The following is an 18,531-nucleotide window of genomic DNA, read 5'->3' as shown; positions in this document are numbered from 1 at the left end:
CGGACGCGGACCGCGGTCGCCCATCGTCAGCGGGTGGGAACGGTGTCCCCCGCCGGGGACGCGGTGCCCGTCCCCACGGTGATCGTGCTGCCGTCGGTCGCGGAGCGCAGGACGGCGCCGGCCACCTCGACCGTACGCAGGCCCTGGCGCAGGGTCACGATGTCGCTCTCCTTGCCCTCGACCGCGTCGCGGAAGCGCTCGTGCTCGACGAGCAGCGGCTCCCGCTTCGGGATCGCGTAGCGCACCATGTCGCCCTCGGCGACGCCGCGGAACGCGCGCAGCGCCTCCCACTCGGTGTCGATGGCGCCGTTGGCGTAGAAGGTGAGGTCGGCGGTGAGGGTGTCGGCGACGAAGCAGCCCCGGTCACCGGTGATCACCGTGGACCGCTCCTTGAGCGGGCTCAGCCAGTTGACCAGGTGGTTGACCATGGTGCCGTCGGCGAGCTGCCCCACCACGGCGACCATGTCCTCGTGCAGCCGGCCGCTGCGCGACACCGTCCGGGCCGACACCGAGGTGTATTCCTGACCGGTCACCCAGCTGGTCAGGTCGATGTCGTGGGTGGCCAGGTCCATCACCACGCCGACGTCGGCGATGCGGTGCGGGAAGGGGCCCTGCCGACGGGTGACGACCTGGTAGACCTCGCCCAGCTCGCCCGCCTCCAGCCGGGTACGCAGGTTCTGCAGGGCGGGGTTGTAACGCTCGATGTGCCCGACCCCGGCCACCAGGCCGGCGGCCTCGAAGGCCTCCACGAGCCGCACCGCCGCGTCCACGCTCTGCGCGAGGGGCTTCTCGATCAGGGCGCTGACGCCGTTGGCGGCCAGCTCCAGGCCGACCTGCTCGTGCAGCGCCGTCGGGCAGGCCACCACCGCGTAGTCGACGCCGAGGGCGAGCAGGTCGCCGAGCTCGGGCACGACCGGCGCCCGCAGGGTGCCGGTGGTGTCGCCGGCCGGGTCGACGATGCCGACCAGCTCGACGCCGTCCAGGCCGGCGAGGACGCGGGCGTGGTTGCGGCCCATCGCGCCGAGGCCGATCAGGCCGGCGCGCAGCTTGCGGCCGGCGCTCACCGGGCACCCCCGGCCAGGTTCGCACCCTCGGCGATGCGCTCCAGCTCGGCCTCGGTCAGCGAGGGGTGCACCGGCAGGGAGACGACCTCGGCGGCGGCGCGCTCGGTCTCCGGCAGGTCCCAGGGGCCGGGCTTGCCGTCCTCGGTCAGGTAGGGCTTGAGCCGGTGGATCGGGGTCGGGTAGTAGACGGCGTTGCCGATGCCCAGCTCGGTCAGGCGCTGCTGGGCGGCGTCCCGGTCGCCCTGCACCCGCACCGTGTACTGGTGGTAGACGTGCCGGGCGGCGTCGGCGACCGGCGGGGTGACCATGCCGGTGATCTTCGAGTCGAGGAACTTGGCGTTCGCCCGGCGCTGCTCGGTCCACTCGCCGAGCTGGCCCAGCTGGACCCGGCCGATGGCCGCGGCGACGTCGGTCATCCGCATGTTCGCGCCGACGATCTCGTTGGCGTAGCGCTGCTCCATGCCCTGGTTGCGCAGCAGCCGCAGGGTGCGGGCCAGCTCGGCGTCGCCGGTGCTGACCATGCCGCCCTCCAGGGCGTGCATGTTCTTGGTGGGGTAGAAGCTGAAGCAGCCGGCGGTGCCGAACGCCCCCACCGGGGTGCCGTGCAGCGCGGCGCCGTGCGCCTGGGCGGCGTCCTCGACGACGGCCAGGCCGTGCCGCTCCGCGATCGCCATGATCCGGTCCATGGCGGCGGGGTGACCGTAGAGGTGGACCGGCATGATCGCCACGGTGCGCGGGGTGACCGCGGCGGCGACGGCCTCCGGGTCGAGGCAGAAGCTGCCCGCCTCGATGTCCACGAAGACCGGCTCGGCGCCGACCAGCCGGACGGCGTTCGCGCTGGCCGCGAAGGAGAACGACGGCACGATGACCTCGTCACCCGGGCCGAAGCCCAGGGCCATGAGGGTGAGCTGCAGGGCGGAGGTGCCCGAGTTCACCGCGACGCAGTGCCGCCCGGCGACCAGCTCGCCGAACTCCTCCTCGAAGGCCGCGACCTCGGGACCCTGCACCACCCGGCCGCTGCGGAGCACCCGGACAGCCGCTTCGATCTCGGCGTCGCCGATGATCGGCCGCGCTGGGGGAATGAACTCTGGGTGCGGCCCAGCCATGGGGCATCCTCCTGTGTCAGATGGTGCTCGGGTGGGGGTTCGGGGTGCGATACTAGCCCGTTGCGAATCAGGCCGAGACCTACGAGGTCAACGTTCACGCACCGGCCCGATGGGGTTCAGAAGTGGTCAGGGACCGGGTGTCCCACACCGCCGGCTCGTCGAGGGACGGACCGGTACATGCTACCCGCAGGGCCGCGACGATCGCGGCGGCCATGCGCGTGATCTCCGGCGTGTCAAGGGGTGTCCGCGAAATCGCCAGCCGCCAGTAGACCGGCCCGACGATCAGATCCGCCGCGGCGCGCCGGTCGGCGCCCGCCGGCAGCTCACCCCGCTCGACCGCCCGGCCGATGACGAGCTCGCCGACCCGGTCCTGGTAGCCGGTCAGCGCCCGCTGGAGGGTCTCGGCGATCTGCGGGTTGCGCGCCGCCTCGGCGAGCAGGTCCGGGATGATCTGCGAGGCCAGCGGGTGACGTAGCGCACCGGCGGCCACGAGCAGCAGCAGCTCCACGTCCCCGTGCAGGCTGCCGGCGTCCACCATCGGCAGCTTGCGCCCGGCGACCGCGGAGACCATGTCGAGCACCAGCTCGAGCTTGGAGCGCCACCGCCGGTAGATCGCCGTCTTGCTGACCCCGGCCCGCCGCGCCACCGCCTCTATCGACAAGCGTCCGTAGCCGACCTCCGCCAGCTCCTGCGTGACCGCGCGGCGGATGGCCGTGGTGATGTCGTCACGGAGCACCGCCGCACCGGCCGGCACCCGCCTCTTATCGGTCTTCACGTGCAACAATGTAGCGCAGCGACGGTACGGTTGCGTCCCGACGTGTTTTCCACTACGGTTCGCCCGGCGACGAGGCGGCGCTCCGCACCGGCCACGCTCTCCCGTCGTCGCGCGCAACCCGTTGGCACGAAAGAGATCGGAGCGCCCAACCATGGCCAACACCACGGTGGCAGACCCGGATTCCGGGCTCACCGGGGCCCAGCTCGCCCAGCGCTACGGTCTCCGGTTCGCCGGCGAACGGCCGTCCCTGGGCGAATACGCGGGGCAGCTCTGGCGCTACCGGCACTTCATCGCCGCGTACGCCAACGCCAAGCTGGTGGCGTCGTTCAGCAACGCCCGGCTGGGGCAGCTCTGGCAGGTGCTCACCCCGCTGACCAACGCGGCGGTCTACTACCTGATCTTCGGTGTGGTGCTGGAGCAGAACAGGACCCCGAACTTCATCGCCTACCTCTGCACCGGCCTGTTCATCTTCAACTTCACCCAGACCGCGGTGCAGAACGGCACGCAGTCGATCACCAGCAACCTGGGCCTGATCCGGGCCCTGCACTTCCCCCGGGCCTGCCTGCCGCTGGCCGTGACGATCACCCAGTTCCAGCAGCTGCTCGGCTCGATGGTGGTGCTCGTCCTCATCGTGCTGGTGACCGGTGAGCCGATCACCCTGGCCTGGCTGATGCTGCCGCTGGCGATCCTGCTCCAGACGATCTTCAACGCCGGGCTGACCATGGCGATGGCCCGGATGGGCTCGAAGCTGGCGGACCTCAAGCAGGTCATGCCCTTCGTCATGCGCGCCTGGATGTACGGCTCCGGGGTGCTCTACAGCGTGGCGCTCTTCGAGGAGCAGCTGCCCTCCTGGGCCTCCAGGCTGGTCGAGCTCAACCCCGCGCTCGTCTACATCGAGCTGGCCCGGGTCTCGCTGCTGGAGAACACGCCGACGCTCAGCTCCTCCCTGCCCCAGCTCTGGGTGACGGCGCTGGGCTGGGCGATCGTGATGGGCGTCGGAGGTTTCATCTACTTCTGGCGAGGCGAACAGGAGTACGGCCGTGGTTGATCACTTCGAGTCGTCCAACGACGTGACGGTGACGCTGCCCAAGGTGCAGGAGCGCATCCCCACCGTGGTGGTGGACGATGCCCACGTCATCTACCGGATCCACAAGGGCGCCGGTGGGGGCGGCGGCCCGGTCGGCGCGCTCAAGCGGATCATGAGCCGCACCTCGGCGCCGAACATCCAGGAGGTGCACGCGGTCAAGGGGGTCAGCTTCACCGCGTACCGGGGCGAGGCGGTCGGGCTGATCGGCAGCAACGGCTCCGGCAAGTCGACCATGCTGCGCGCCATCGCCGGCCTGCTGCCGGTCAACCGCGGCGCGGTCTACACGCAGGGGCAGCCCTCGCTGCTCGGGGTCAACGCGGCCCTGCTCAACGACCTCTCCGGCGAGCGCAACGTCGTGCTGGGCTGCCTGGCCATGGGCATGTCGCCCGAGGAGGTGCAGCGGCGGACCCCGGAGATCATCGACTTCTCCGGCATCAACCAGCGGGGCGACTTCGCCTCGCTGCCGATGCGCACCTACTCCTCCGGCATGGGCGCCCGGCTGCGCTTCTCCATCGCCGCCGCCAAGAAGCACGACGTGCTGCTCATCGACGAGGCCCTCGCCACCGGCGACAAGATCTTCCGCAAGCGCAGCGAGCGGCGGGTGCGGGAGCTGCGGGAGGGCGCCGGCACGGTGTTCCTCGTCAGCCACCAACTCTCCTCGATCCGGGACACCTGCGAGCGGACGATCTGGCTGGAATCGGGCGTCCTGCGCATGGACGGCCCGACCGACGAGGTCGTCCGGGAGTACGAGGCGTTCAGCGGCAAGTAGCGCAACGGCGCACGTACGGCATCCGCCCGGTGCCGGCCGACCGCGTCGCCCCGTGGGGGCGGCGCGGTCCGCGCGTTAAGGTTCATCCGGTCGCCGCGCGGGCGGAACCTTCTGTTCACGCACCCTGAGAGTGAGGCTTCGGCAATGACGCAGGACCACACCACTGGCCCGCACGCCGCACCGGAGGACCCGGCGCCGTGGCGGCCCTCGCGGACGGTGGCGGTGGTGCTGGCCGGCGGCACCGGGACCCGGCTGGGCCTCGGCATCCCGAAGCAGCTGCTGAAAATCGCCGGTAAGCCGATCATCGAGCACACCCTGGCGGTCTTCGAGGCGGCGCCCGAGATCGACGAGATCATCGTGCTGATGGCCACCGGCCACGTCGCCGACGCCCAGCAGATCGTCGACAAGGCCGGCTTCCGCAAGGTCACGAAGGTGATCGAGGGCGGCGACACCCGCAACGCCACCACCCGGATCGCGCTCGACGCCGTCGGCGAGGGCGACTGCAACATCCTCTTCCACGACGCGGTGCGGCCCCTGGTCAGCGGCCGGATCGTGCGGGAGTGCGTGAACGCGCTCTGGACGTACTCGGCGGTCGACGTGGCCATCCCGTCGGCCGACACGATCGTCCAGGTCGACGAGGACGACTGCATCACCGACATCCCGGTGCGCTCCTCGCTGCGCCGGGGCCAGACGCCGCAGGCGTTCCGCTCGGGCACCATCCGCGAGGCCTACCGGCTCGCCGAGGACGACCCGCACTTCGCCGCCACCGACGACTGCGGGGTGGTGTTGCGCTACCTGCCCGGCACCCCGATCAAGGTCATCGACGGCTCCGACGAGAACATCAAGGTCACCCACCCGGTCGACGTGCACCTGGCGGACAAGCTGTTCCAGCTCGCCGCCGCGCAGGCGCCCCGGGTGACCGACGAGCGCAGCTACACCGAGGAGCTGACCGGCCGGACCATCGTGATCTTCGGCGGCAGCTACGGCATCGGCCACGACCTCGCCGAGCTGGCCCGCCGCTACGGCGCGCAGGTCTTCCCGTTCAGCCGCTCCAGCACCGGCACCCACGTCGAGCGCGCCGAGGACGTCGGGGCGGCACTGAAGACCGCCTTCGAGGCCACCGGCCGGATCGACCACGTGGTGGTCACCGCCGGCATCCTGGAGAAGGGTCCCCTGTCCGGGATGGACCAGGAGACCATGGACCGGGTGCTCCAGGTCAACTTCGTGGGGCCGGTCATCGTGGCCCGCCAGTCGCTGCCCTACCTCCAGCAGACCAAGGGCCAGCTGCTGCTCTACACCTCCAGCTCCTACACCCGGGGCCGCGCCGACTACGCGCTCTACTCCTCCACCAAGGCGGCCCTGGTCAACCTCACCCAGGCGCTCTCCGACGAGTGGGCGGAGTTCGGCGTACGGGTCAACTGCGTCAACCCCGAGCGGACCGCGACGCCGATGCGCACCAAGGCGTTCGGCGAGGAGCCGGAGCACACCCTGCTCGCCGCCGAGACCGTCGCCCAGGCGTCGCTGGACGTGCTGATCTCGGACCTGACCGGCCAGGTCATCGACGTGCGTCGCGCGCCCGGCGAGGTGCCGGCCCAGCCGGGGCCGGCACGGGTCGAGCGGGACGCCAGCCCGGCCGACGCCGGCTGACGCGGATTTCGGGCCACGGCGGGAGAGGGAGCCGACATGCGTGGTGACCTGGTACGGAAGCTGCTCGCCCGCGCGCTGGCCACCGGCCTGGCGGTGCTGGCGTTCCTCGTCGTCGCGCTGACCGGCGCGACCGGCTGGGGGCTGGGGCTGGCCGTGGCCGCCCTCGCGGCGGCCACCTGGGAGCGACGGGTGCGCCCGGGCGCCGACAACGCCGCCGAGACCACGCTTGTCGCGGCGGCGATCCTGGTCGGCTACGCCCGCCGCCTCGACGCCGGGTTCGATCCCGCGCTGGCCGTGACCGCGCTGGCCCTGCTGGGGCTGGTGCTGCTGGTCAACCCGCTCCGCGACGCCGGCGGCCTGGAGGTGCGCGCCGCGAACCTGCAGGTGCGCTCATGGACGCCGCTGGTCGCCGCCCGCCTCGGCGACGCGCTGGCGGGGCTGCTCGCCCTGCTGGCGCTGGCGGCCGTCGCGGGCCTGCCGGCCGGTGCCGCGCTGGCGGCCGTCGCCCTGGTCGCCGCCGGTGCCGCGGCGGTCGGGCTGGACCTGGCCCGGCGCAAGTTCCGGCCCGGGGCCGGCGGCTCGGCGGTGTCCCGCGCGCTGCGCCGGCACCAGCCCGAGTTCCTGCTCCACTTCTCCGCGCCGCCCGGCTCGGAGTACCAGGTCACCATGTGGCTGCCGTACCTGGAGCGGATCGGCCGGCCGTTCCTGGTGATGGTGCGCGAGCCGGAGTTCCTGCCCCTGGTCGCCGCGGCCACCAGCGCGCCCGTGGTCTACTGCCCCACCACCAGGGCCATGGACGAGGCGCTGGTGCCGAGCCTGCGGGTGGCGTTCTACGTCAACCACGGCGCGAAGAACAGCCACTGCATCCGCTACACCCAGCTGACCCACGTCCAGCTGCACCACGGCGACAGCGACAAGGCCCCCAGCGCCAACCCGGTCTCGGCGATCTTCGACCGGATCTTCGTCGCCGGCCAGGCCGCCGTCGACCGGTACGCCCGCGCCGGGGTGGACATCCCGGCGGAGAAGTTCGTCGTCGTCGGCCGCCCGCAGGTCGAGTCGATCGAGGTACGCCCGGAGCCGGCGCACGGGCGGGCCAACCCGACCGTGCTCTACACGCCGACCTGGACCGGGCACAACGCGGACGCGAACTACTGCTCCCTGCCGGTGGCCGAGACGCTGCTGCGCCGGCTGCTCGACCGGGGCGCGACGGTGATCCTGCGGGCCCACCCGTACACCTCGCAGAACCCGGCCTCCGCCCGGCAGCTGGGCCGGCTCACCGAGCTGCTGGCCGCGGACCGGGCCCGCAGCGGCCGGCAGCACGTCTTCGGGGCCGCCGCCAGCCGGGAGCTGACCCTGACCGAGTGCGTGAACCGCTCGGACGCGCTGGTCTCCGACGTGTCCGGGGTGATCTCCGACTACCTCTACTCCGGCAAGCCGTACGCGGTGACCGACATGGTGGACTCTGGCGACCGGTTCCCCGAGCAGTTCCCGCTCGCCGGGTCGGGCTACGTGCTGCGGCGCGACATGGCGAACGTGGACGAGGTGCTGACCGCGCTGCTGGACACCGATCCGCTGGCCTCGGCGCGGTGGGCCACCCGGAGCCGCTACCTGGGCGACTTCCCGGCCGAGTCGTACGCCGAGGCGTTCCTGGAGGCCGCCCGGCGCCAGCTCGACGAGGGCTGGCGGACGCCCGCCCCGCGTACGGGGGGCGCGACCGGCCTGCCGCTCGACCCGGACGAGGCGACCCTCTCCCCCGCCACCTGACGCCCCGGTCGGGAGGCACACCGGCCGCGACGGCGGATCTCCGGGCCGGCCGGGGACCGTCAGCGGTACGGCTCGACGAGGTCCAGGACCGCATCGGGGGCCTCGACGTGGGCGTTGTGCCCGAGGCCGGGCAGGACGGCGACCGGCACCCCCAGCTCGGTGAGCTGGGCGTCGGTGACCATGGGGTCGTGCTCGCCGCGGGCCAGCAGCACGGGCACGTCGGTCGCCGCCAGCAGGGCGGGCAGCTCCGGCGCGCCCACGCCGAAAGCGGCCGGGTCCATCGCCAGCCGCCAGCGGCCGTCGACCTGCCGCAGCCCCGCCTCCACGACGGGGTGTTCCGGGGCGAAGAGCCCGGTCAGGCCGGCCACCCGCAGGTAGCGGCGGGCCGCCTCGTCCCGGCTGGCGAACCAGGTCACCGGCCGGGCCGCCAGCTCACCCGCCTTGGCCAGCTCCGCCGGCGACCAGACGGCCTTGATGCCGAGCCCGACGACGGCGTCGACGGGCAGCCCGGCGCCCCGGGCGGCCAGCGCCAGCCCGACCACCCCGCCGAGGGAGTGCCCCAGCACGACGAGCCGGTCCCCCGCCGCGAGCCCTGCGGCGATCCGCGCGGCCAGCCCCGGGAAGGAGTACTCCGGCAGCGGCGGCGACCAGCCGTGGCCGGCGAGGTCCGGCGCCAGCCACCGCCCCGCCCACCGATGCTCCAGCAGCGGCGCCCAGGGCAGCCACACGTCGCCGGTCGCGCCCATGCCGTGCAGGAGCAGGAGCACCCGCCGGCCGTCCCGGTCACCCGACTCATCGACCATGGGCGCAGTGTGCCACCCGTCGGGCGCCGCGGGCGAGGGCCGTGACCCGGACACGACATCGGGCGCCGACCCCCCGGGTGGGGAGCCGACGCCCGACGGCGTCGCTCAGGCGGAGTAGCCGCGGGTGGCGGCCCAGTTCGCCAGGGCGATGGTGCTCATCCAGTACGACGCGGCCGCCGGGTTCGCCGAGTCGGCGATCTTCACCAGCCGCCCCTCGTCCTGGTAGCCGACCACCGCGACGTAGTGGCCGCCGGGGAAGGAGTGCCAGCCGCCGTCGGTGTCCGTGGCGCTGCCGGCGACGTTGACCACGACGCCCCGCCCGTCGGCGATGGCCGCGACGACGTCGGCCTGGAGCCGGTCCATCTGGGCCGGGGTGGCGGCGCCACCGGGGATCATCCGGGTCCGGTACGGGTCGCCCTTCACCGTCGCGTTCAGCACGCGGGTGGTGTCCTCGGCCGAGTCGGTTCCCATCTGGTCGGTGCCCAGCTGGGCGCCGAGGGCGTCCTGGCTGCGCGCGATGCCGGCGGCGCTGAGGGCGTGCCGGACGGCCGCCGGACCACAGTTGTAGAAGGTGGTCTGGGCCTGGTAGTCGTAGTCCAGGCTCCTGGCGGCCGGAGGCTTCGGCGGCGCCGGCTTGCGGGTCAGGTCCGGGTCCGGGGCGGCGCTGGACGCGCTGGCCGACGGGGCGGCGCTGGACGCGACCGGGGCGGCACTGGACGGGGCGGGCGCGACCCGGGCCTGGCTGCGCGAGGCCGCCGCGTCGTCCCGCAGTTCGGTGGCGGCCACCGGGGCCTGCGCGGCGGCGGGGGCCTCGTCGCCTCCGGCCAGCAGCGCGCCCGTGCCCGACGCCAGCACGAGCGCCGCGGCGGACGCGGCGGCCAGCTGGTACGGACGCTCGGACGTGAGACGGCGCAGCTGTCGCTTGAGGTGGTGCTTCACGGTTTCCTCCACGGGCTCGGGGGTGAGCGGCCGTCGGTCCACGCCGAGGGCAGGGCGGACCGCCGCGCGGACGGGTGTCCGGGCGGGTGGTGGGCCACTCAGGGGATGCGCCCGGGACGCCGGGCGACGGACGGTGACCGGTGGGTCAGCTCATGACCTGCGGGCGGACGAGCGCGGTCACCGCGGCGCCGTGGAGACGGCGGCACAACCGAGGGGTGTACGGGTGTGGCATGAAGATGGAACTCCTTCCGACACCGCCGACCGGGTTAGCTGACGGATTCGGGCGGGAAGAACGCCCTACCACGGGCCCACGGCCCACGGATTCACCCCAACGAGCACTGGGTCCCCGGTTCGTCGTTCACGATTAGGCGGGTCGGCGCGGCGTCGCCTCTGGCGATCGGGTACCGCACCGGACGCGCCGACATTACTGGCCGGTCCGCGCCGTGCCAACCCCGTCCCACCTGCCTAAACCTTGATCGGGAGACAATTTTTGCGGGCACTTCGCCACTGACGCGACTCAATGGGACGACCGTTTCTGCACGCACCTTCAGGCGACAACGGGACAAGTGGCGGACATCGGCGCCGAAACCCCGGCAGGAATCGACCGGGCCGCGCCCGATGACCGGTTCGCCGGCGTGGTGACCGGCGTCACCGAAACGGTCGGGATTTCGTCGCCCGGACTCTCCGGCCGCCGGGGGCGCTCAGCGCGAGTCGGCGTACGTCGGTCGGTGGTCGCCCTGCGGGTCGGCGGCCCGGGGGCGCGGCACGGCGCTGCCCCGGTCCCCCCGCGCCGCCCCGGGGCCGCCGGGGTCCTGCCCGGCGCCGTCGGCGTCCTGCGGCGCCCGGGCCGGCCTGCGCGGGGTGAGCAGCCGCATCATCGGCGTCTCGACGAGACGGTGCAACAGGCCGGCCAGGGCCAGGTTGGCCAGCAGGAAGCCGAGCACCACCGCCAGCCCCCACCAGCCGGTGAAGCCGACGCCCCAGTCTCCGGTGAGCCGCAGGACGGTGATCATCACGAGGACGTGCACCAGATAGAAGGCGAAGGAGACCTCACCCAGCCAGATCATCGGCCGGGACCGCCACGGCGAGCGCCGCCCGCGCACGTCCGCGTCCGCCGCCGCGGCGATGACCAGGATGTACGCGACCGAGAGCAGCGCCGCCCACAGTTCGGCGCGGACCCACTGCGCGGCGACCACCCAGGTCGCCACGAAGAGCAGGCTGGCCAGCGGCAGGCCCGGCCCGCGCCACCGGCCACGCCGCATCAGCTCGGCGGCGGCCACGCCCATCCAGAACTCCAGCGACCGCACCGGCGGGAAGATCTGGGTGAACCACCAGCGGCTCTCCTCGGGCACCAGCGCCTGGGCCGGCCAGAGCGCCAGGATGAGCAGCGGCACCGCGACCACGACGGCCCACAGGGCCCACGGCCGGGCCCGGCGGATCAGCGGCAGCGCCAACGGCAGGCAGAGGTAGAAGAAGAACTCGCAGGACAGCGACCAGCTGACCGTGTTGATGCTGTAGAAGTGGCCCGGCCGCGGGTCCCACGCCTGGAGGAGGAACAGGTTCTCCACCGCGACGAACCGGTCCACGGGGTCCGCGAACCAGGCCGCGACCGCCAGGGCCGCCACCCACAGCACCACGTGGCTCGGCCAGATCTTGGCCACCCGGCGCCGCCAGAACGCCCGACGGGTGTCGGTGGGGCGGGCCGACCAGACCAGCACGAAGCCGCTGAGGATGAAGAAGAACTGCACGCCCGACAGCCCGAGGGCGAAGGCCCAGTCCACGACGGCCTTCTGGCCGGGCTCGGCGATGATGCCCATCGTCGCGACGTGGAACCCGAAGACGAGCAGGGCGGCGACCCAGCGCAGCCCGGTCAGCGACGGCAGGCGGCTGGCCGGGGACGCGGGCCGGGCGGCCGGCGCGACGTCGTTCATGCCGGCATCCCGACGATCCGCAGGGTCACCAGCACGTACGTCTCCTCCTCGACCCCGTCCTCAGGCGCCCCCGAAAGGGCCCCGTGGCGGTCCACCGGTCGGCGCCGCCCCGCCGGGCACCCTACCCGCCGGGCCTGAGGCTCTGTTCCGTCCCGTCCGCGAGTGCCCGTTCTGTCCCGTGGGGGAATCCCGTTCCTCCCGTCCCTCCGTGACCGTTGCGTCCCCATCCGTGACGGCGGTGGCGGGCCTCCGGGTTGCGGCCGAACGGGTGGCTAGTATTCCCAGACCCGGAGGTGACGAGAGGCGGGCGGATGCACAAGCGAATCCTGATGCGGGCGAAGAAGGGCCCGTTCGACGTCTACTCGCCGGAGGAGACGCACGAGCGGAACTGGATCGGCGACAACAACGGCAACCTCGTCTTCAGCCACGCCGCCCACAAGCTCCTGCGCACCGCCACCGCCGAGATCACCTCGACCGAGTTCAGGATCAATCCGCGCGACGCCGACATGATCAACGAGCGGTACGACGTCTACGTGGTGCCGCTCGCCAACGCCTTCCGCCGCAGCTACGCCCACCGCGTCGAGGCCATGACGAAGCTCATCGAGCAGCTCAAGATCCCGGTGGTGGTGCTCGGGGTGGGCGTGCAGACCGACGTCAACGGCGACCGGGAGTACCTCCGCCCCATCGACGACGTCGTGACCCGGTTCGTACGGGCGGTCCTCGACCGCTCGCACAGCATCGGCGTACGCGGCGAGATCACCCGTGATTACCTGCGCACCCTGGGCTTCTCGGCCGTCGACGTGATCGGCTGCCCGTCGATGTTCCTGCACGGCGACAGCCTGCGGGTGGAGAAGGGGAAGGCGTCCCTGTCGCCCGACGACAGGCTCGCGCTCACCGTCTCCCCGTACGTCACGTCGATGGCGGAGATCATCGCCCGGCACCACGAGCGGTACCCGAACCTGCGCTACCTGCCGCAGGACCTCAAGACGCTCGGCACGCTGCTCTACGGCGACGCCCCCGGCGACCGGGGCAGGACCAGCAGGATCCCGATCCACACCTCGCACCCGCTGTTCACCGAGGACAAGGTGCGGATGTTCGTCGACCCCTGGACCTGGATGGACTACCTCGCCGGGTTCGACTTCGCGTTCGGCACCCGGATCCACGGCACCATCACCGCGCTCATCGCCGGCACGCCCGGCTACCTCTTCGCGCACGACTCGCGCACCCTGGAACTCGCCCGGTACTTCGAGATCCCGCACCGGGTGATGAAGGACGTGCCGGCCGACGTCGACGCCGCCCAGCTCTACGCGGAGGCGGACTACACGGCGCTCAACGCCGGCCACAAGTCGCGCTACGAGACGATGCTCGCCTTCCTCGCCAAGCACGACCTGGGCCACGCCTTCGCCGACGGCGACAGCGCGGCCCGGTTCGACGCGCAGGTGCGCTCCACCGCCTTCCCGCCCGCCGTACGCCCGGCCGCCGCGACCGCCCCCGACGCGCTGCTGGAGCGGATCCAGTGGCTGCGCGACCGCAACGTCGAGCTGCGCAAGGAGACGGAGACGCTGCGCGGGCAGCGCCTGCAGACCCGGGTCAAGCAGGTGATCGGCGGCCGGGTGCGCCGGATGCTGAACCGCTGAGGCGGGGTTCGCACCGCCCGACCGGCCTCCCCCGCCGGCGGTCGGCGGGCGGGCGACGCGTCCGTACACCTGTACCAACACGGCGGGTACGCTGGGCGGATGACCGGGGCCGCCTACCAGCCGTCGATGTTCGACCTCACCGCCACCGGACCGTCGCTGAGCCCGCTGGCCGACCGGCTGCGCCGGCACCCGCTCACCCACGGCGCGTGGGTCGACCATCTCCCCGGCTGGGTCACCGGCTCCGACCAGGTCTTCGACGTCCTGCTGCGGGACGTCCCCTGGCGGGCCGAGCGCCGCACGATGTACGACGCCGAGGTCGACGTGCCCCGGCTGCTCTGCTGGTACGCCGGGCACCGCCCGCTGCCGCACCCGCTGCTCACCGAGGCGCGCGCCGCCCTCACCCGGCACTACGCCCCCGAGCTCGGCGAGCCCTTCGTCACCGCCGGCATGTGCCTCTACCGCTCCGGCCGGGACAGCGTCGCCTGGCACGGCGACACCAAGGGCCGCTCCGCGCACACCGACACCATGGTCGCCATCGTCTCGTTCGGCTCGCCGCGCACACTGCTGCTGCGGCCCCGCGGTGGCGGCGACAGCCTGCGCTTCCCACTCGGCCACGGCGACCTCGTGGTGATGGGCGGCTCCTGCCAGCGCACCTGGGAGCACGCCGTGCCCAAGACCACCCGCCCCGTCGGGCCCCGCGTCAGCGTCCAGTTCCGCCCCGCCGGCGTCGCCTGACCCGCCCCGACGCAGGCAACGGTCGCGGGCCGAACGGCCCCGCCCAGGCCACCAGCCGAACCACTGCCGGGCCACCGGCCGGGCCGAGCCGGGCCTCTGCTAGAAACGACTCCTGGGTTTCACCTGCGCCCCCGTCACCTCTCCACGACGCGAAGGGCGTTCCATGACCCAGCCATCCACCGAGCCGCGCTCCCGTTGGTCCGCCTGGGCGGTCCACGGCGACGGCCGGTCCATCCGCCCCGGCGACGTGGTCCACCCCGACGAACGCCTCTCCTGGCCGCGCACCCTCGGCGTCGGCGTGCAGCACGTCGTCGCGATGTTCGGCGCCACCTTCACGGTGCCGCTCATCACCGGCTTCCCGCCGGCCACCACGCTCTTCTTCTCCGGGCTCGGCACGCTGCTGTTCCTGCTGATCACCGGCAACCGGCTGCCCTCGTACCTCGGCTCGTCCTTCGCCTTCATCGCGCCGGTGCTGGCGGCCAAGGCCGGCGGCGACATCGGCCCGGCGCTCGGCGGCATCGTCGTCGCCGGCGCGGCGCTGGCCGCCGTCGGGCTGATCGTCCAGCTCGCCGGGTCGCGCTGGATCGACGCGCTGATGCCGCCCGTGGTCACCGGGGCGATCGTCGCGCTGATCGGCCTGAACCTCGCCCCGGTCGCCTGGGACGGCGACGGGAGCGGCACCGGCGTGAAGGCGCAGCCGCTGATCGCGGTGGTGACCCTGGCCGCCATCCTGCTCGCCACGGTGGCCTTCCGGGGCTTCCTGGCCCGGCTCTCCATCCTGCTGGGTGTGGTGGTCGGCTGGGCCCTCGCCGCCGCGCTCGGCGACCTGGACCCGAAGGCGGTCGACGGCCTGCGCGACGCCGCCTGGGTCGGCCTGCCCGAGTTCCACGCGCCGAGCTTCAGCCTGCGGGCGGTAGTGCTGGTGATCCCGGTGATCCTGGTCCTGATCGCCGAGAACGCCGGGCACGTCAAGGCGGTCGCCGCGATGACCGGCCGGAACCTGGACCGCGACATGGGCCGGGCGTTCATGGGCGACGGGCTGGCCACGATGCTCGCCGGCTCCGGCGGCGGCTCCGGCACCACCACCTACGCGGAGAACATCGGCGTGATGGCGGCGACCCGGGTCTACTCCACCGCCGCGTACTGGGTGGCCGGCCTGACGGCGGTGCTGCTCGGGCTCAGCCCGAAGTTCGGCGCGCTGATCCTCACCGTGCCCGCCGGCGTGCTCGGCGGCGCCACCACCGCCCTGTACGGCCTGATCGCCATCCTCGGCGCGCGGATCTGGATCGAGAGCCGGGTGGACTTCCACGACCCGGTCAACCTGATGACCGCCGCCGTCGCGGTGATCGTCGGCGCGGCCAACTACACCCTCACCGCCGGCGACCTCTCGTTCAACGGCATCGCCCTGGGCACCGCCGCCGCCCTGGCCGTCTACCACGGCATGCGCCTGGTGACCCACCTACGCGGCACCGCCCCCGCCCCGCCCCGCCCCTCGCAGCGTTGATCATCAAGTTAGCGGGGCAATATGCCCGATTCCGACCAGCCAACCTCATGATCGACGGGGGCAGGTGAACCGGCGGGGCGGGAGTGCCAGCGACCCGTCGAGCGGGGCTGGGTGGGGCGCAGGGAGCAGGAAGGGCCGGCTGCGGTGCAGCCGACCCTTCCTGCTGACAGGTCAGTCGCGTTCGATCTGGTGGCCGACGACGGTGGGGCCCAGCATCACGGCGAAGCCGGAGCCGTCGCGGCGCGGGTCCGCCGCCGGCAGCTCCACCGGCTCGCCGGTGGCGGTGGCGGCCACCGGACGCGACCCGACCCAGGCGACGGCCACGTCGGTCTCACCCTTGAGGAAGCGATGGGCGCGCACCCCGCCGGTCGCCCGCCCCTTCGCCGGGTACGCCTGGAACGGCGTCACCTTCACCGTGGCGCCCGTGGAGGTGACCACCATCGGCTCGCCGTGACCCGGATCGTCGGTGCGGACCGCCCCGAAGAACACCACCCGGGCGCCGGCGGGCAGGTTGATGCCCGACATGCCGCCGCCCTTGGTCCCCTGCGGCCGGACCAGCCCGGCGGCGAACCGCAGCAGCGACGCCTCCGACGTGACGAAGGTGAGCGTCTCCGCGCCGTCGGTGAGCCAGGTCGCCCCGACCACCTCGTCGCCCTCCCGCAGGCCGATCACCTCGAACTCGTCCGAGCGCACGGGCCACTCCGGTGCGCAGACCTTGACCACGCCCTGCCGGGTGCCCAGGGCGAGGCCCGGGGAGCCCTCGGCCGTCGGCCCGAGCGGGGCCAGCCCGACCACGGTCTCCCCCGATTCCAGCGGCACCAGCTCGGCGGCGGCCATCCCGCCGCGCAGCGACACCGTCCCCGCCTGCTCGGGCAGGACCGGCAACGGCAGCACGTCGACCTTGAACGCCCGGCCGGCGCTGGTCACCAGCAGCACCTTCCCCCGGGCGGTGGAGTGCACGACGGCGCGTACGGCATCGTGCTTCGTCCGGCCGTGCCGCCGGCGGCCCTCGGACGCCTCCTCCGACTCCGCCGCCGTCCGGGCGACCAGCCCGGTCGCGGAGAGGATCACCTGGCAGGGGTCGTCGGCGACCTCCAGCGGGCCGGCCGGCGCGGACGCGGCCAGCACCTCCTTGAGGTCCCCGTCGACGAGCGTGGTGCGGCGCGGCGCGCCGAACTGCTTCACCACCGCCGCCAGCTCGTCGGAGACGACCTTCTTCAGCACCTTCGGGTCGTCGAGGATCGTGGAGAGCTCGGCGATCTCCTTGCGGAGCTTCTCCTGCTCGGCCTCCAGCTCGATCCGGTCGTACTTGGTCAGCCGGCGCAGCGGGGTGTCCAGGATGTAGGTGGCCTGGATCTCGGAGAGCCTGAACTTCTGCATCAGGCCGTCCTTGGCGGCCTGGGCGTCCTCGCTGGCCCGGATCAGCTTTACCACCTTGTCGATGTCGAGCAGGGCGATCAGCAGGCCGTCGACCAGGTGCAGCCGCTCCTCGCGCTTGCGGCGGCGGTACGAGCTGCGCCGGGTCACCACCTCGTAGCGGTGGGCCAGGAAGACCTCCAGCAGCGCCTTCAGCCCGAGGGTCTGCGGCTGCCCGTCGACCAGCACCAGGTTGTTGACGCCGAACGACTGCTCCAGCGGGGTGAGCCGGTAGAGGTCGGCGAGCAGCGCCTGCGGGTTGACGCCGACCTTGCACTCGACGACCAGGCGGGTGCCGCTCTCCCGGTCGGTGAGGTCCTTGACGTCGGCGATGCCGGTGAGCCGCTTGGTCTTGTTGACCTCGTTGGTGATGGCCGCGATGACCTTCTCGGCGCCGACGCCGTACGGCAGCTCCACGACGGTGATCGCCTGCCGGCCCCGGCTGCCCTCCAGCGGGCCGATCTCGACCTTGCCCCGCATCCGCACGACGCCGCGCCCGGTCTCGTAGGCCCGCCGCACCTCGTCGAGCCCGAGCAGCAGGCCGCCGGTGGGCAGGTCGGGGCCGGGGACGAACTCCATGAGCTTGTCGAGCGTGGCGTCCGGGTGGTTGATCAGCCAGCGGGCGGCGGAGACCACCTCGCCGAGGTTGTGCGGAATCATGTTGGTCGCCATGCCGACCGCGATCCCCGACGCGCCGTTGACCAGCAGGTTGGGGAACGCGGCGGGCAGCACGGTGGGCTGGGTCAGCGAACCGTCGTAGTTGGGCTCGACGTCGACCGTGTCCTCGCCCAGCTCGCCGACGAGCAGCATCGCCTCCCGCGACATCCGGGCCTCGGTGTATCTCGAGGCCGCCGGCCCATCGTCCGGGCTTCCGAAATTTCCATGCCCGTCGATGAGGGGAACGTTCAACGAGAAGCTCTGCGCCAGCCGCACCATCGCGTCGTAGATCGCGGTGTCGCCGTGCGGGTGGTACTTGCCCATGCAGTTGTGGACCACGTAGCCCTCAGCGACGAAGGCGTGCTCGTCGGAGTCGACCTGGATGTCGTAGGTGGTAGCGGACGCCACGGCTTCGACGGAGACAACCCGCAGGAACGACTGCCCAGCCAACGACTCGAGTCGGCCGGCGAGGGGCGAACCGATGCGCCGGAGTTTGCGAACCCAACCGTCCCGCTCCGCGCGCCAAAGCGGAAACGACCGCTCCGACAAGGGCAGACCGTTGCGGTCCTTGCCGTACCGCACCTTGCTCCCAGGGCCTGACAGGGACGCCCGGAAGGCGTTGCCGTCCTCGTCGCGGAACCATCCACCGCCCTGATGGGCGTTGGTGAACTCCTGCATCACCGGCCGGCACGGCAGG

General features: G+C 72.8%; 14 protein-coding genes and 1 riboswitch. Of the genes, 7 read left to right on the top strand and 7 right to left on the bottom strand.

Features of this window, described 5'->3' with window-relative positions:
• Positions 1-26: 26 nt before the first annotated feature.
• The 3 genes from AC0OO9_RS24245 to AC0OO9_RS24235 all read right to left on the bottom strand — a co-directional run bounded on the left by AC0OO9_RS24245 (position 27) and on the right by AC0OO9_RS24235 (position 2,945).
• On the bottom strand, positions 27-1,064 hold the full coding sequence (locus tag AC0OO9_RS24245) for a Gfo/Idh/MocA family protein (RefSeq protein WP_366638948.1): 1,038 nt from the start codon (positions 1,062-1,064) through the stop codon (positions 27-29).
• A complete protein-coding gene (locus AC0OO9_RS24240; RefSeq protein WP_151454984.1) occupies positions 1,061-2,170 on the bottom strand; it encodes a DegT/DnrJ/EryC1/StrS family aminotransferase in 1,110 nt (369 codons plus the stop codon). The genes AC0OO9_RS24245 and AC0OO9_RS24240 overlap by 4 nt, the downstream gene beginning before the upstream one ends.
• A gap of 94 nt (positions 2,171-2,264) precedes the next feature.
• Complete coding sequence (locus AC0OO9_RS24235) at positions 2,265-2,945, bottom strand: TetR/AcrR family transcriptional regulator (protein ID WP_484512602.1); 681 nt, start codon at positions 2,943-2,945, stop codon at positions 2,265-2,267.
• A 151-nt stretch (positions 2,946-3,096) separates the two neighbouring features.
• Here AC0OO9_RS24235 and AC0OO9_RS24230 point away from each other — a divergent pair, with 151 nt between their 5' ends.
• From AC0OO9_RS24230 to AC0OO9_RS24215, 4 genes are all read left to right on the top strand, one after another.
• Positions 3,097-3,993 carry an ABC transporter permease gene (locus AC0OO9_RS24230; RefSeq protein WP_357580618.1) on the top strand — a complete coding sequence of 299 codons (897 nt, stop codon included), beginning with the start codon at positions 3,097-3,099 and terminating at the stop codon, positions 3,991-3,993.
• Positions 3,986-4,801: an ABC transporter ATP-binding protein gene (locus tag AC0OO9_RS24225; RefSeq protein ID WP_121395673.1), complete on the top strand. Its 816-nt coding sequence runs from the start codon at positions 3,986-3,988 to the stop codon at positions 4,799-4,801. Before AC0OO9_RS24230 ends, AC0OO9_RS24225 begins: the two co-directional genes overlap by 8 nt.
• Positions 4,802-4,945: 144 nt before the next feature.
• The gene (locus AC0OO9_RS24220; protein ID WP_484512599.1) at positions 4,946-6,448 is read left to right on the top strand and encodes a D-ribitol-5-phosphate cytidylyltransferase; all 1,503 of its coding nucleotides are present in this window, start codon (positions 4,946-4,948) and stop codon (positions 6,446-6,448) included.
• Positions 6,449-6,484: 36 nt separating this feature from the next.
• A complete protein-coding gene (locus tag AC0OO9_RS24215) occupies positions 6,485-8,212 on the top strand; it encodes a CDP-glycerol glycerophosphotransferase family protein (RefSeq protein ID WP_484512597.1) in 1,728 nt (575 codons plus the stop codon).
• A 59-nt stretch (positions 8,213-8,271) separates the two neighbouring features.
• On the opposite strand, the gene AC0OO9_RS24210 is transcribed toward AC0OO9_RS24215, so the two are convergent.
• The 3 genes from AC0OO9_RS24210 to AC0OO9_RS24200 form a co-directional block, all read right to left on the bottom strand.
• Complete coding sequence (locus tag AC0OO9_RS24210; RefSeq protein WP_484512596.1) at positions 8,272-9,015, bottom strand: alpha/beta fold hydrolase; 744 nt, start codon at positions 9,013-9,015, stop codon at positions 8,272-8,274.
• A 105-nt stretch (positions 9,016-9,120) separates the two neighbouring features.
• The gene (locus AC0OO9_RS24205; RefSeq protein WP_484512594.1) at positions 9,121-9,966 is read right to left on the bottom strand and encodes a C39 family peptidase; all 846 of its coding nucleotides are present in this window, start codon (positions 9,964-9,966) and stop codon (positions 9,121-9,123) included.
• A 228-nt stretch (positions 9,967-10,194) separates the two neighbouring features.
• A riboswitch (cyclic di-AMP (ydaO/yuaA leader) is annotated at positions 10,195-10,335 on the bottom strand.
• 320 nt (positions 10,336-10,655) lie between these two features.
• Positions 10,656-11,885 carry an acyltransferase family protein gene (locus tag AC0OO9_RS24200; protein ID WP_484512593.1) on the bottom strand — a complete coding sequence of 410 codons (1,230 nt, stop codon included), beginning with the start codon at positions 11,883-11,885 and terminating at the stop codon, positions 10,656-10,658.
• Between the two features lie 311 nt (positions 11,886-12,196).
• On the opposite strand from AC0OO9_RS24200, the gene AC0OO9_RS24195 reads away from it, so the two are divergent.
• The 3 genes from AC0OO9_RS24195 to AC0OO9_RS24185 all read left to right on the top strand — a co-directional run bounded on the left by AC0OO9_RS24195 (position 12,197) and on the right by AC0OO9_RS24185 (position 15,761).
• The gene (locus AC0OO9_RS24195) at positions 12,197-13,522 is read left to right on the top strand and encodes a polysaccharide pyruvyl transferase family protein (protein ID WP_484512592.1); all 1,326 of its coding nucleotides are present in this window, start codon (positions 12,197-12,199) and stop codon (positions 13,520-13,522) included.
• Between the two features lie 99 nt (positions 13,523-13,621).
• Positions 13,622-14,257, top strand: a complete 636-nt coding sequence (locus AC0OO9_RS24190) for an alpha-ketoglutarate-dependent dioxygenase AlkB (RefSeq protein WP_484512590.1) — start codon at positions 13,622-13,624, stop codon at positions 14,255-14,257.
• 163 nt (positions 14,258-14,420) lie between these two features.
• Entirely contained in the window at positions 14,421-15,761 is a 1,341-nt protein-coding gene (locus AC0OO9_RS24185; RefSeq protein ID WP_484512588.1) for a uracil-xanthine permease family protein, read from the top strand.
• Positions 15,762-15,932: 171 nt separating this feature from the next.
• On the opposite strand, the gene AC0OO9_RS24180 is transcribed toward AC0OO9_RS24185, so the two are convergent.
• Positions 15,933-18,512 carry a DNA topoisomerase (ATP-hydrolyzing) gene (locus AC0OO9_RS24180; protein ID WP_484518029.1) on the bottom strand — a complete coding sequence of 860 codons (2,580 nt, stop codon included), beginning with the start codon at positions 18,510-18,512 and terminating at the stop codon, positions 15,933-15,935.
• Positions 18,513-18,531 lie beyond the last annotated feature (19 nt).

The sequence above is a fragment of the Micromonospora sp. USAFONa4 genome (genome assembly GCF_057197825.1).
The sequence above is the reverse complement of the archived record's forward strand: the minus strand, read 5'-3'. Positions and strand labels throughout refer to the sequence as shown.

Coding starts and splice junctions, on each gene's coding strand:
- AC0OO9_RS24215 (WP_484512597.1), top strand. CDS start 6,485: ATGCGTGGTGACCTGGTACGGAAGCTGCTCGCCCGCGCGCTGGCCACC.
- AC0OO9_RS24195 (WP_484512592.1), top strand. CDS start 12,197: ATGCACAAGCGAATCCTGATGCGGGCGAAGAAGGGCCCGTTCGACGTC.
- AC0OO9_RS24180 (WP_484518029.1), bottom strand. CDS start 18,512: ATGCAGGAGTTCACCAACGCCCATCAGGGCGGTGGATGGTTCCGCGAC.
- AC0OO9_RS24240 (WP_151454984.1), bottom strand. CDS start 2,170: ATGGCTGGGCCGCACCCAGAGTTCATTCCCCCAGCGCGGCCGATCATC.
- AC0OO9_RS24190 (WP_484512590.1), top strand. CDS start 13,622: ATGACCGGGGCCGCCTACCAGCCGTCGATGTTCGACCTCACCGCCACC.
- AC0OO9_RS24220 (WP_484512599.1), top strand. CDS start 4,946: ATGACGCAGGACCACACCACTGGCCCGCACGCCGCACCGGAGGACCCG.
- AC0OO9_RS24200 (WP_484512593.1), bottom strand. CDS start 11,885: ATGAACGACGTCGCGCCGGCCGCCCGGCCCGCGTCCCCGGCCAGCCGC.
- AC0OO9_RS24210 (WP_484512596.1), bottom strand. CDS start 9,015: ATGGTCGATGAGTCGGGTGACCGGGACGGCCGGCGGGTGCTCCTGCTC.
- AC0OO9_RS24185 (WP_484512588.1), top strand. CDS start 14,421: ATGACCCAGCCATCCACCGAGCCGCGCTCCCGTTGGTCCGCCTGGGCG.
- AC0OO9_RS24230 (WP_357580618.1), top strand. CDS start 3,097: ATGGCCAACACCACGGTGGCAGACCCGGATTCCGGGCTCACCGGGGCC.